This is a genomic window from Agrobacterium sp. AGB01, from assembly GCF_014851585.1.
In the GTDB taxonomy this organism is placed as follows: Bacteria; Pseudomonadota; Alphaproteobacteria; order Rhizobiales; family Rhizobiaceae; genus Agrobacterium.
Map to the genome: position 1 here is coordinate 664870 of NZ_JACVAB010000001.1, position 12963 is coordinate 677832.

Sequence of the window (12963 nt, forward strand, 5' to 3'; positions counted from 1 at the left end):
GAGAGAATATTGTCCGGCAGCAAATGACCTGGAACATGAAGTTGCCGCACCACTCGGGTGGGAGTGGACTTCATGCTCTCAGTGGTCACGTAGGAGAGGGGTATCCTGAATGTTTACTGCGCTTGCCATTATTGCTGCCGTTCTTGTCTATGCCGTCATCGTCTATAACGGGCTTGTCAAATCCCGTCAGATGGTCGAGGAGGCATGGTCGGGTATCGACGTCCAGCTCAAGCGCCGTGCAGATCTTATCCCCAATCTGATCGAGACGGTGAAGGGGTATGCCGCCCATGAAAAAAGCACCCTCGAAGAAGTTATAACCCTGCGCAACAAGGCGCAGGCCGTACCCGCCGGTGACGTTGCCGGCCGTGCGCAGGCGGAAGGCATGCTGGGACAGGCGCTGGGCAAACTGTTTGCTCTGGCAGAGGCCTATCCCGACCTGAAAGCCAATCAGGGCTTTCTCGATTTGCAGGCATCCCTTGAAACGCTTGAGGGCGAAATCCAGATGTCACGCCGGTATTATAACGGTGCGGCACGCGACCTCAACGTCAAGGTGGAAAGCTTTCCGTCCAATCTGGTCTCGCGCAATTTCGGCTTTACCAAAGCCAGCTATTTCGAAATCACCAACGAAGCAGACCGCGCCGTTCCTTCCGTGAAATTCTGAAACGCCAACAACCCGGCGTTATCCCGATAATACGGGAAAACATGAGATACAAATGACAGAACTGACGATTACTCCCCCCGGCAGACCTCTTACCGGCAAGGTGCAGCCTCCCGGCTCCAAATCGATAACCAACCGCGTGCTGCTTCTGGCGGGTCTGGCCAAGGGCGTCAGCCGGCTGACCGGCGCTCTCAAAAGCGATGACACGCTTTATATGGCAGACGCGCTGCGCGCCATGGGCGTGACCATTAACGAGCCGGATGAAACGACCTTTGTCGTTGAGGGCAATGGTTATCTCAGCCAACCGGAAAACCCGCTGTTCCTCGGCAATGCAGGCACAGCCACCCGCTTCCTGACGGCCGCTGCCGCGCTGGTTGACGGTGCCGTCATCGTTGATGGCGACGAACATATGCGCAAGCGTCCGATCACGCCGCTGGTCGATGCTCTGCGTTCGCTGGGCGTTGAAGCCGATGCCCCAACCGGTTGCCCGCCAGTCACCGTGTGCGGGAAAAAAGGCTTCCTCAACGACAAGGTGACAATCGACGCCAACCTGTCCAGCCAGTATGTCTCGGCGCTACTGATGGCAGCAGCCTGCGCTGGCAAGCCGATCGACATCGTCTTGGCCGGCGAGGAAATCGGCGCAAAGGGTTACATCGATCTCACCGTCACAGCCATGGGAGCTTTTGGGGCAAAGGTTACACGCGTTAGTGCCGCTGTCTGGCGCGTTGAGCCAACCGGTTATATCGCAACCGACTTCCATATCGAGCCGGATGCATCTGCCGCAACCTATCTCTGGGGTGCAGAAGTGCTGACCGGTGGCAAGATCGATATCGGCACACCGGCCGACAAGTTCTCACAGCCAGATGCTCGCGCCTACGACGTGATTGCGCAGTTCCCCAACCTGCCAGCTGTTATCGACGGCAGCCAGATGCAGGATGCCATTCCGACCATTGCGGTTCTCGCTGCCTATAACAAAACGCCGGTGCGTTTCGTCGGTATCGCCAACCTGCGCGTCAAGGAATGCGATCGTGTGCGCGCCCTGTCGCTGGGGCTGAACAATATTCGCGAGGGTCTGGCACTTGAGGAAGGTGACGATCTGATCGTGCATTCTGATCCTGCACTGGCGGGGCAGAGTGTGACGGCATCCATCGACACATTCCACGACCACCGCATTGCCATGAGCTTTGCGCTGGCTGGCTTGAAAACCGGTGGCATCGCCATCCAGAACCCGTTGTGTGTCGGCAAGACCTATCCCGGTTACTGGAAAGCGTTGGCTTCACTCGGGGTCGAATACACAGAAGCTTGAAGTTACTGAAACTGCAGGAGGTCCGGATGAAAATCCTTGTTGCGAGACTATTGGGCCTGCTGCTGTTTCTGGCCGTTTCGCCAGCAATGGCGGAAGAATATATCCAGTCCTATCATTCGGTTATTGATGTTTCCGCTGCCGGTGAACTCACCGTCACCGAAACCATCAAGGTCAATTCCGAAGGGAACGACATCAAGCGCGGTATCTTCCGCGACTTCCCGCTCTATGCACAGAACGCTGAAGGACGGCGTGCCAAGGTTGATTTTGGTGTCGTCTCGGTGGAGCGTGACGGCGCAACGGAAGATTGGCACACGGAGAATATCTCCGGCGGTATACGCATTTACACCGGCAGCGCCGACCGCTTGTTGCAGGCGGGCGAACACACCTACCAGATCACCTATACGACAGACCGACAGATCCGTTATTTCGATAGTTATGACGAGCTTTACTGGAACGTGACCGGCAATGGCTGGCAGTTTCGGATCGAGGAGATTTCCGCAACAGTTGTTCTTCCGCAGACGGTGAAAGCCAGCGAAACGGCGGTCTTTACCGGTGCGGCCGGAGAGACGGGCACGGATGCTCAGGTCATGACCGAGGGGAACGAAGTGTTCTTCTCCAGCACGCGCGCCTTCAACGAGGGCGAAGGCATGACCATCGCCGTCAAACTGCCCAAAGGTGCCATTGCCGCGCCGTCATCAGGGCAGGAAGGCCAATGGTATTTTCGTGACAATGCCGGTTATCTGCTGTCGATCGTTGGACTGGTTGTCGTTGCCCTATATTACCTGCGGGCTTGGTTTGCAGTGGGGCGCGATCCTTCCAAGGGCGTGATCGTGCCGCGCTGGGATGCGCCGGAGGGCATTTCGCCCGCACTTGTCAACTACATCGATAATAATGGCTTTTCAGGCGCAGGCTGGACAGCGCTTTCCGCGAGCGCCATCGATCTTGCGGTAAAGGGTTTTGTTGTTCTCGACGATTTGAAAAGTTCGATCGTCATTCGACGCACCGACAAAAAAACTGATCCTGCGCTGCCAACCGGCCAAAAAAAACTGTTGCAGAACATCGGTGGACCAGGCGCTGAACTGCGCATCGACAAGGCCAATGGCAAAAGGGTTGAGCAGGTTGGCAGTCAGTTCAGGCAGGCGATCGAGAAGGAACATCGCGGCAAATATTACCATTCAAATGCGGGATATACACTGTTTGGCGTGTTCCTGAGCATTGCCTTTGTCGCGGCGGTTCTCATCCTCGGCGATCTCGATGAAAACGTTATTGCGGCGGCGATTATCGGCATATTTTTTGCCGTGTTTTTCAGTATTGCCGCAACCATTATCGGCAAGAACTTTCGCGGCAGCGCCAGCCTTCCGAAAAAGATTGGTGGTATTGTGGTGGGTGCGATTTTTGCATTTACCGCTATCAGCATGTTCGCCAGCATCCTGTCGGCTATGTGGTTTGATCTCAGTCACAGCGCGCAGTTCCCGATCATTCTCGCTCTGGGTGGCATCGCCTTGCTGAATGGCCTGTTTATCTTCTTGATGGGCGCTCCAACGCCATTGGGTCGCAAAATGATGGACGGTATCGAGGGATTGCGCATCTACCTCACACTGGCTGAAAAAGACCGCATGAACATGGCGGGCGCACCGCAAATGTCGCCATCGCATTTCGAGAAGCTGCTGCCCTATGCTGTCGCTCTTGGTGTGGAAAAGCCGTGGAGCAGGGCGTTCGAAACATGGCTGGCAACAGCCGCGGCCGGTGCCGCTGCGGCGGCCTATGCGCCGGGGTGGTATGGCGGCAATTATAGTGGCGGCTTCGGGGATCGGATCGGAGGGTTTTCCTCGTCGATGGCCTCCACCATTGCGTCCACGATTCCACAACCGGTCAGCAGTTCTTCGTCCAGTTTTTCCGGTGGCGGTGGTTCGTCAGGCGGTGGCGGTGGTGGTGGTGGCGGCGGCGGCTGGTAAGTTTGCACGGCACGAGAGTGCAACAAGGGCGGCTGTGAATGGCTGATACGTCATCATATGTTTTGGCACTCATCTGCATAGCAGTTGTCGCGCTCTATTATCTCGGTGTCAGGCTCAAGGTTGGCCCCGGCCTGCCGAAAGGTTTGATCAGACCACAATGGTCTGTTCCCGAGGGCATGTCGCCCGTCCGCGCAAACTTTCTCGCACACCACACTTTTTCGTCGGAAGGCTATACGGCCTTTTCTGCCAGTATATTCGAACTCGCGGTGAAAGGTTTTGTTGTGCTGACGGATCTGGGAACCGAGATTGTTCTCCGCCGGACCAATAAAACCGCAGACAAACAGTTGCGGGCCAGCCAACAGGCCATTCTTTCCCACGTTGCAAATTCGGGAGCAGAGTTCACTATCGACAGGTTCAATGGCTGGGCGGTTGACGCGTTGGTCAAAGATTTTCGCCAGACGCTAGGAGGCGAAGATTTGGGACAATATCATGAGGATCACTCCTCATATTTTCTGTTCGGATTCATTCTCAGCATCGTGTCATTGTGTGTTTTTGTATTTTTGACCGACTTTAATTTTGAGCAGTTTGAAATACTCCTTGGCGTTTCTATGGTTGTTCCCTTTTTCTTCCTTCTTGTTCCCCTATTCATTTGGAGACTTATGGCTGAAGTCCGTGCGGGTTGTGCCGCCAAGATTTTTGTAACTGGTATCCTGGTGTTTGTTGTCTACCGGTGTAGGGATATCGCACTTACCTTCTCGCAAGACGTGTGGCAGGACACTATTGACCTTGGTTTACCTCCCATAATTTTGGCTATTGGCGGCATTTTTCTCACAAATGTGGCTTCTCTATTCCTGATCGGCGGGCGGACACCACTTGGCCGTACGGTACTGGAGCGCTTTGAAGGTTTCAGCCTTTATCTGCAATTGTCAGAAAAGGAGCGCGCGGTGATGGCCCGTGCACCATTGATGTCTGCATCGCATTTTGAGGATATGTTGCCTTATGCTGTTGCGTTGGGCGTTGAGAAAAACTGGTGCCAGCAATTCAGAAATTGGTTGATCAGCGCAGGTGTTACCTCTTCCTATGCGCCATCATGGTATGGCGGCAGTCCTGAAAAATGTTTTGCTGACTGGATCGTCGACTTCTCCTCCGCTCTTGCGCAAAGGGTTGAAGCCGTTGTTCCTGAACCTGAGAAAAAGATGAGCCGGTTTTTTTGCTATAGTTTTGCCGGATCATGGTGCTGGTTGTCTCTATCCGCTAGATAAACCTAACCTTGTCGGTAATTTAACCGTTTGCCGTGGTGACTTTTTTCACAGGGCTTGCTAAGTCCGCGACACTCTTTTGAAACAGATAAAGTTTTCATCCCATGCCCGATCTTCTGCTTGAACTCCGCTCCGAGGAAATCCCCGCCCGCATGCAGCGCAAGGCGGCGGGTGACCTCAAAAAGCTCGTCACCGACGCACTGGTTGAAGCTGGCCTGACCTATGATGGCGCGCGCGAATACTGGACACCACGTCGCCTGACGCTGGACATTCGCGGCCTGAACGCCCGTTCCGCCGATGTGAGGGAAGAAAAGAAGGGTCCACGCACCGACGCCAATGAAAAAGCGATCGAAGGCTTTTTGCGCGGCGCGGGTCTGAGCGATATTTCGCAGGCGCAGGTCGTTTCCGATCCGAAGAAGGGTGACTTCTATATCGCCGTGGTCAACAAGCCCGGCCGTCCGGCGGAAGACATCATTGCTGACGTTATGCCGGGTATCATTCGTGGTTTTGCCTGGCCAAAGTCCATGCGCTCCGGCCCGGCTTCCATGCCAAAAGGTTCGAGCTACGGCGGCATAGAAGGCAAAGGATCGGAAAGCCTGCGCTGGGTGCGCCCGTTGCAGTCCATCGTTTGCCTGTTTGGGCCAGAACATGACGAGACGCAGGTCATTCCGTTTGAGATCGATGGCATCGTTGCCGGCAATGTGACCTATGGTCACCGTTTCCATGCGCCTGAAGCGATCACTGTCCGCCGTTTTGAAGACTATGTTTCCAACCTCGAAAAGGCCAAGGTAATTCTTGATGCTGAGCGTCGCAAGGATATCATCCTGCATGACGCCAAGGACATCGCATTCGCCAACGGTCTGGAACTGGTAGAGGACGAAGGTCTTCTCGAAGAAGTGTCTGGCCTTGTGGAATGGCCACAGGTGCTGATGGGAACGTTTGAGGAAGATTATCTGCAGATCCCGGCAGAAATCATCCGCCTGACCATCAAGACCAACCAGAAGTGTTTCGTGACCCGCCCGCAGGGTGCGGAAGAAGGCCTGTCCAACCGCTTCATTCTGGTGTCCAACATTCAGGCAACCGATGGCGGCAAGGAAATCATGCATGGCAATGGCAAGGTCGTGCGTGCACGCCTGTCGGATGCCAAGCACTTCTGGACCCGCGACCAGGGTAACCTACCGGACCTCGAGACGCTGAAGGCATCTGCCGAAAAGTTCAACCTCGACCTTAACAAGCCGCTTGATCAGCGCATGGCCAAGTTGGACGCTCTCAACGTAACCTTCCACGCCAAACTTGGCACGCAGGGTGAGCGCGTAACCCGCATTCGCCAACTGGCAAAACGGCTGGCACCAATCGTCGGTGCCGATGCTGCGCTGGTCGATCGCGCCGTAGTTTTGGCCAAGGCCGACCTGCGCACCGAAGCTGTTGGGGAGTTTCCAGAGCTGCAAGGCCTGATGGGCCGCAAATATGCGCTGTTGCAGGGCGAAAACGAAAGCGTTGCTGCTGCCATTGAAGAACATTGGAAGCCGCAGGGCCCGACTGATCTCGTGCCACGTGACAAGGTTTCGCTGACTGTCGCGCTGGCTGACAAGCTGGACACGCTGTCAGGGTTCTGGGCCATCGATGAAAAGCCAACCGGTTCAAAAGACCCGTTTGCACTACGTCGTGCAGCACTTGGTGTTGTGCGCATCATCATGGAACGCAATGTTCGCCTGCCGCTGCTTTCCGTCATCAAGGACCCGGACCTCCTGTCGTTCTTCCATGATCGCCTGAAGGTGTATCTGCGTGATCTCGGTGCCCGTTACGATCTGATTGATGCGGTTCTGACACCGGAATCAGACGATCTCTTGATGGTTGCACGCCGCGTTGAAGCGCTGACGGCATTCATCACCGATCAGGACGGTATCAACCTTCTGGCTGGCACAAAGCGCGCCACCCAGCTTCTGGCTGCGGAAGAAAAGAAGGGCACCGTGGTTGCCGATGGCGTGGCAGACGAGCTGTTGAAGCTTGATGCTGAAAAGGCGCTTTATGCTGCAATAAAAACAGCCTCTGCTGATGCCGCCAAGGCTGTCGCAGGCGAGGACTTCCGTTCTGCCATGCAGGCGCTGTCGACGCTGCGTGCGCCGGTCGACAAATTCTTCGAAGACGTTCTTGTCAACGATGAAGATGCGGCGATCCGCGCCAACCGTCTGGCATTACTGAAGGCTATTCGTGAAGCAACTGGCACTGTTGCCGACTTCTCGAAAATCACTGGCTAATAAAGGGGCGTCTGGTGGGCGGAAAAATCCTCATCAGCGCCTGCCTTCTAGGCCATGGCGTGCGGTATGACGGCAAGGGAAAGCTGCTTTCCCATCCGGCGATAGAACGCTGGAAAAACGAAGGGCGTCTTGTGTCCATCTGCCCGGAAATGGCAGCTGGAATGCCCGTTCCCCGTCCGCCTGCTGAAATAGAAAATGGTGCCTCCGGTCTTGATGTGCTGAAGGGCCGTGCCCGTGTGCTGGAAATCACCGGTGGTGATGTGACGGCCGAATTCATTCGAGGTGCGCAAAAGGCGCTGGCTTTCGCGCAGGATAATGGCTGCGACTATGCCTTGCTGATCGATGGCAGCCCTTCCTGTGGTTCGGTTGCCATTTACGATGGCTCGTTTTCCGGCCTGAAACATGCCGGCAACGGCATAACTGCTGCGCTTCTCGCGCAGGCGGGCATTACGATCTTTTCCCACAACCAGATTGAACAACTCGTCCAACTGACCGAGTAAAAAATGATCCGGCGCTGCCACAGGCGATATCCGATGTCACGAGGAACGTTAGGCGTTGCTGCGCATTCTATGCCTGATGAGGTGGTCAATCGGGAGGAAACGAGCATGGCCAAGAATACGATCTGTCTCTGGTATGAAAGCGAGGCGGAACAAGCCGCGCGTTTTTATGCCGGACTTTTCCCGGATAGCGTGGTGGGCAAGGTCTATCGTGCGCCGAGTGATTACCCATCAGGCCACGAAGGCGATGTGTTGATGGTCGAATTTACCGTCGCTGGCGTGCAGTGCGTTGGTCTGAATGGCGGACCGGTCTTCAAACATAATGAGGCTTTTTCATTCCAGATCGCTACCGACAATCAGGAAGAAACCGACCGTTATTGGGATGCCATTGTCGGCAATGGCGGGCAGGAAAGTGAGTGCGGCTGGTGCAAGGACAAATGGGGTATCTCCTGGCAGATAACCCCACGTGTCCTGATGCAGGCGATGGCCGCTGGTGGAGCTGAAGCAAAACGTGCCTTTGATGCCATGATGACCATGAAAAAGATCGACGTGGCAAAGATCGCGGCCGCCCGTCGCGGCTGAGATACGGTACTGCGATTTGACCCAAACAAAAACGCCGGAGAGTGATCTCCGGCGTTTTGTCTTGTCTGAAATTATGTTGCGACCTTAGCTTGCCCGGCGCATCTGCTGGCCCATGCCATAAAGGCTGCCGGAAGCATTGGACGAGGCGGACACCCGGAAGGTGCGGATCAGCGTCAGCAGCTCTTCCGTATCCACGGCAAGGGCTTCAGCCGACGCCGTGGTTTCTTCCGCCATGGCGGCATTGTGCTGGGTGGCTGCGTCAAGCTGGTTCAGCGAGGACGAAATGGACCTCAGCGTCGTATCCTGTTCGGACGCCGAATGGGCAATCTTGGTGACAATCTCATTGGCTGATTTGATCTGGTCGGAAATACGCTTCAATGCATCGCCGGCCTCGCCAACAAGACGAACACCGTTTTCGACCTGACCGGACGAACGGGCGATCTGGTCCTTGATTTCCTTGGCCGCAGCCGCAGATTTCTGAGCCAGTTCACGCACTTCCTGTGCCACGACGGCAAAGCCCTTGCCTGCTTCACCAGCGCGTGCCGCTTCAACACCGGCATTCAGCGCCAGAAGATTGGTTTGGAAGGCGATGTCGTCAATCACGCCGATGATCTTGGAGATTTCATCCGAGGACTGCTCAATGCCACTCATCGCGCCAATGGCCTGCTCGACAACGAGGTCGCTACGGCTTGCTTCACCGCTGATTGCGGTAACTCGCTTGGCGGCCTCGTGTGCACCTTCTGCGGTCTGGCGAACGGCAACAGTCAACTGGTCGAGAGCCGCGGAGGTTTCTTCAAGGTTTGCAGCCTGAAGCTCGGTACGCTGGGACAGTTCATTTGACGCCTTGCGGATTTCTTCCTTCGAGCCACCAATGTCGATGCTCTTGGCGTTCACCTTGGCCATGGCTGCATCAAGATGTGTCAGGGCTTCGTTGAAGTTGCTGCGCAGATCCGCATAACGCGGGCCAAGATCACCACAACGAACGGTCAGATCACCCTTTGCCAGTTTTTCAAGCGACTGACCGATGATGGTGACGACATGCGCCTGCAGTTCAGCTTCGCTGCGCTGCATATCAAGGTTGTTCTGGCGTTCTGTGTTCAGTTCTCGCTGCTGCTGTTCCTGACGCTCGACCATGGCGTGGCGTTCACGAACTTTCTGTTGCAGCGATGCGGTTGCCTTGGCCATCATGCCGACTTCATTGGTCATGGTGGTGTGTGGAATGTCGATTGCGACATTTTCGTTGGCAACTTCACCCAGTGCCTTGTGGATGTCGGCCAGCGGCTGGGAAATGCCACGAATGACATAAAGTGCTGCACCGATACCAAGCACCAGAACGGCAATGCCGAGCGACAGCGCCTTGAAGATTTCAGCGCGAACCTGTGCCTGAAGATCGTCCACATAAACGCCTGTTACCACGACAAGCTGCCAGGGTTCAAAAGCCAGCGCATAGGAGCTTTTCAGGAAGGAGCCTTCAAGACCCGGCTTTGGACCGTAAAAGTCGGTCTGGCCACCACCAGCGCGGCCGAGTTTTACCAACTCGTCGCGATACTGGTAACCCTTGCTGTCCGGCTGGCCCTTATAGTTCTGGCCAACACGTTTTGCCTCCGGGTGGAACACCATTTTCACGTCGTAGTCATAACCGAACATATAACCATCAGGTGTGTAGCGGATGGCGGAAACGACTGTAAAAGCCTGCTTCTTGGCTTCCTCGGTCGTCAAAGTGCCTGCCTGTTCCTTGGCGTGATACTCTTTGAGAATAGAGACTGCAGATTGAACCTGCGTGCGCAGCATGTTGTACCGCTCTTCATAGATCGCATTCGCGGAAGAGCTGATCTGATAATATGTTGCACCGGCAAATGCGATCATCAGGGTGATGACCAACAATAGCAACTGTCGGGAAATCGGAAGATTTTTCATATCCACTCATCGCGCTTTTGCTGCACCGCGTCTCGTGAAGCGGTGGGGCAAGATCTAAAAATAGGGGGAGCGCATTCTGCACTGGTCATCATGCTGCATCGCACAACCATGCATTAAAAAAATACATATTGTTGAATAAATATTTAATTGAGCAGTTGATGTGAGGAAAATCGTTTCAAGTTTATGAGTATTATGAGGCCGTTATTCAGTGAGATTAAGTTGATCAAAAATAAAAATAAAACCAAAGCGAGCATATTGCTGCATCCGTCATAAATACTACATATTAATACATGGTGGGTTGTCGCTAATAATAAAACCCTTCACAGTTGAGTTTTAAAAATATGTTGCGCCGAACCCCGCTTCGGGGATGCGAAAGAAATCTGACAAAAGACAAATCATTAACGCGGCTGGCAGGCGGCATGCTCAAGCACAATCCGCTACAGGTTGCGGAAATCTGCGTCGGCTGATCGCAGCTCAAAGCGCACCTAGCAGAAAGGAACACGCACAAAAACACCCGCCTGTTGTTGCCACGCGGGTGAAGCTGGCCTCAAAGGCCGATCGCTGTAATGTCTGTTAGTTCAAGCGCAGCGAAAAATTGCTGAAATCAGGTTTTGTCACCGTAGAAGCTGCAACAGGTGGCTGCGGTTTGCTGATTGAGGTCGTTGTCGCCTCTAAATCAATGCCATCAGGCGCGTGTTCTGGGCTGTCCTTCGTTGCAGCCAGCGCTGTGGCGCTATCTTCCGCTGGCATCCAGGTCTTGGCGGTGCTCACGTAGACAACGGGCGAACCGCCCAGCCATGCTTCGGTGCGGAACATTTCCTTGGTGCCGTTCACATCACGGATTTCGGTTTTCTGAACACCGGACGGCAGCGATGGCGCAACATACTGGCTGGCCGTCACCTTCTCCTTCAGGGGAGGGCAGGATCCGCAACGCAGGTTGATAATGCTCTTGTTCTCTGTGCGGTCATGGTCAATGACCTCGATCGAGGAAGCCATAGCGGCATGGCTTGTCAGGGCAAACAATGCAACCGAAACAAAATAACGCATGGGCCAATACTCCTTCATTCGAAGAAGTATAGTAACCGGACTTCCTTTCCGTCCGGTCAGTAAAATTGGTAAATATTGAACGAATAACCTGTCAGGGCGACAGCTAATTAGCCCTGTTCGCGGGCAATAGCCAACCAGCCAATATCCTTCCGGCAGAAACCATTGTCCCATTCAACCTTGGAAAGCAGGTCATAGGCACGGCGTTGCGCTTCGCTCGTCGTTTTGCCTGTTGCCGTCACATTCAGCACGCGACCACCGGTTGCCACCAACTGGCCGTCTTTGAGCGCTGTGCCGGCATGAAACACCTTTGCGCCGTCGTTTGCCTGCGGGATGGACACGATGGGCGTGTTCTTTTCATAGGTTGCCGGATAACCCTTCGACGCCAGAACGACTGTCAGTGCGGTGTCGTCGATCCACTCTGCCGTAACCTTATCCAGCGTGCCGGTGGCCGTGGCGTAGAGAATAGGGAGCAGATCGCTCTTCAGGCGCATCATCAGGACCTGGCACTCCGGATCGCCGAAACGCACATTATATTCGATCAGTTCGGGGCCTTTTTCGGTGATCATCAGCCCGGCGAAAAACACACCGCTGAACGGATGGCCGTCCTTGGCCATGCCGTGAATGGTCGGCTCGATGATTTCCTTCATGGTGCGCTCGACCATGTCAGGTGTCATGACCGGGGCAGGGGAATAGGCACCCATGCCGCCGGTGTTCGGGCCGGTGTCACCATCGCCAACGCGCTTGTGGTCCTGTGCGGTTGCCAGCGCCAGCGCCGTCTTGCCATCCGAAAGGCAGAAGAAACTTGCTTCTTCACCATCCAGAAATGCCTCGACAACCACTTCTGCGCCAGCAGCACCAAAGGCGCCATCAAAACAATCGTCAATGGCGGAAAGCGCCTCGGCTTCGGTCATAGCCACTGTCACGCCCTTGCCAGCGGCAAGTCCATCGGCCTTGATGACAATGGGTGCGCCCTGTTCGCGCACATAGGCCTTGGCCGGTTCTGCTTCCTTGAAACGCTGGTAGGCGCCGGTTGGAATATCGTAGCGGGCACAGAGGTCCTTGGTGAAACCCTTGGAGCCTTCGAGTTGCGCCGCCGCCTTGGAGGGGCCGAAAGTGGCAATGCCTGCATCACGCAGATCATCCGCCAAACCTGCAACAAGCGGAGCCTCAGGACCAACGATAACAAAGTCTATCGCCTTTTCCTTAGAAAACGAGATGACCGCAGCGTGGTCTTCAACGTTGAGAGACACCAGCGTCGCATGGTCTGCAATGCCTGGATTGCCGGGTGCCGCATAGAGTGTGTCCAACAGGGGGGACTGCGCGATTTTCCACGCCAAGGCATGTTCGCGTCCGCCAGAACCGATCAACAGAACTTTCATAGTCTCACCCCTGTAATCTCGTTTCTGCGGCGTTAAGGGCAGGGGGGAGAAAGGTCAAGGAGAAAGCTGTCTTTCCGGCCTGTTTGTTCCCGCATATCCGCCTTC

The 12963-nt window shown here is 55.0% G+C and carries 10 protein-coding genes; 7 read left to right on the top strand and 3 right to left on the bottom strand.

Features of this window, described 5'->3' with window-relative positions; translation table 11 throughout:
• The first annotated feature begins 109 nt into the window (after positions 1-109).
• The 7 genes from IB237_RS03115 (at position 110) to IB237_RS03145 (ending at position 8515) form a co-directional block, all read left to right on the top strand.
• Positions 110-661 carry a LemA family protein gene (locus IB237_RS03115; protein ID WP_192487130.1) on the top strand — a complete coding sequence of 184 codons (552 nt, stop codon included), beginning with the start codon at positions 110-112 and terminating at the stop codon, positions 659-661.
• 52 nt (positions 662-713) lie between these two features.
• Positions 714-1964, top strand: coding sequence for a 3-phosphoshikimate 1-carboxyvinyltransferase (locus IB237_RS03120; protein ID WP_192487131.1), 1251 nt, complete (start codon positions 714-716; stop codon positions 1962-1964).
• Positions 1965-1990: 26 nt separating this feature from the next.
• Entirely contained in the window at positions 1991-3919 is a 1929-nt protein-coding gene (locus tag IB237_RS03125; RefSeq protein WP_192487132.1) for a DUF2207 domain-containing protein, read from the top strand.
• Positions 3920-3957: 38 nt separating this feature from the next.
• Entirely contained in the window at positions 3958-5181 is a 1224-nt protein-coding gene (locus IB237_RS03130) for a DUF2207 domain-containing protein (protein WP_192487133.1), read from the top strand.
• A 101-nt stretch (positions 5182-5282) separates the two neighbouring features.
• A complete protein-coding gene (glyS, locus tag IB237_RS03135) occupies positions 5283-7436 on the top strand; it encodes a glycine--tRNA ligase subunit beta (protein WP_192487134.1) in 2154 nt (717 codons plus the stop codon).
• Positions 7437-7450: 14 nt separating this feature from the next.
• Positions 7451-7936 carry a DUF523 domain-containing protein gene (locus tag IB237_RS03140; RefSeq protein WP_192487135.1) on the top strand — a complete coding sequence of 162 codons (486 nt, stop codon included), beginning with the start codon at positions 7451-7453 and terminating at the stop codon, positions 7934-7936.
• A 105-nt stretch (positions 7937-8041) separates the two neighbouring features.
• Complete coding sequence (locus IB237_RS03145) at positions 8042-8515, top strand: VOC family protein (protein WP_192487136.1); 474 nt, start codon at positions 8042-8044, stop codon at positions 8513-8515.
• Between the two features lie 84 nt (positions 8516-8599).
• On the opposite strand, the gene IB237_RS03150 is transcribed toward IB237_RS03145, so the two are convergent.
• The 3 genes from IB237_RS03150 to purD all read right to left on the bottom strand — a co-directional run bounded on the left by IB237_RS03150 (position 8600) and on the right by purD (position 12858).
• A complete protein-coding gene (locus tag IB237_RS03150) occupies positions 8600-10432 on the bottom strand; it encodes a methyl-accepting chemotaxis protein (RefSeq protein WP_192487137.1) in 1833 nt (610 codons plus the stop codon).
• Positions 10433-11005: 573 nt separating this feature from the next.
• Entirely contained in the window at positions 11006-11479 is a 474-nt protein-coding gene (locus tag IB237_RS03155) for a plant virulence effector HPE1-like domain-containing protein (protein ID WP_192487138.1), read from the bottom strand.
• Positions 11480-11586: 107 nt separating this feature from the next.
• Positions 11587-12858 carry a phosphoribosylamine--glycine ligase gene (gene purD / locus IB237_RS03160; RefSeq protein ID WP_192487139.1) on the bottom strand — a complete coding sequence of 424 codons (1272 nt, stop codon included), beginning with the start codon at positions 12856-12858 and terminating at the stop codon, positions 11587-11589.
• Positions 12859-12963: the final 105 nt, after the last annotated feature.

Excerpts from the sequence above, each read along its gene's own strand:
- IB237_RS03115 (WP_192487130.1), top strand. The coding sequence starts at position 110 with ATGTTTACTGCGCTTGCCATTATTGCTGCCGTTCTTGTCTATGCCGTC.
- IB237_RS03120 (WP_192487131.1), top strand. The coding sequence starts at position 714 with ATGACAGAACTGACGATTACTCCCCCCGGCAGACCTCTTACCGGCAAG.
- IB237_RS03125 (WP_192487132.1), top strand. The coding sequence starts at position 1,991 with ATGAAAATCCTTGTTGCGAGACTATTGGGCCTGCTGCTGTTTCTGGCC.
- IB237_RS03130 (WP_192487133.1), top strand. The coding sequence starts at position 3,958 with ATGGCTGATACGTCATCATATGTTTTGGCACTCATCTGCATAGCAGTT.
- glyS (WP_192487134.1), top strand. The coding sequence starts at position 5,283 with ATGCCCGATCTTCTGCTTGAACTCCGCTCCGAGGAAATCCCCGCCCGC.
- IB237_RS03145 (WP_192487136.1), top strand. The coding sequence starts at position 8,042 with ATGGCCAAGAATACGATCTGTCTCTGGTATGAAAGCGAGGCGGAACAA.
- IB237_RS03150 (WP_192487137.1), bottom strand. The coding sequence starts at position 10,432 with ATGAAAAATCTTCCGATTTCCCGACAGTTGCTATTGTTGGTCATCACC.
- IB237_RS03155 (WP_192487138.1), bottom strand. The coding sequence starts at position 11,479 with ATGCGTTATTTTGTTTCGGTTGCATTGTTTGCCCTGACAAGCCATGCC.
- purD (WP_192487139.1), bottom strand. The coding sequence starts at position 12,858 with ATGAAAGTTCTGTTGATCGGTTCTGGCGGACGCGAACATGCCTTGGCG.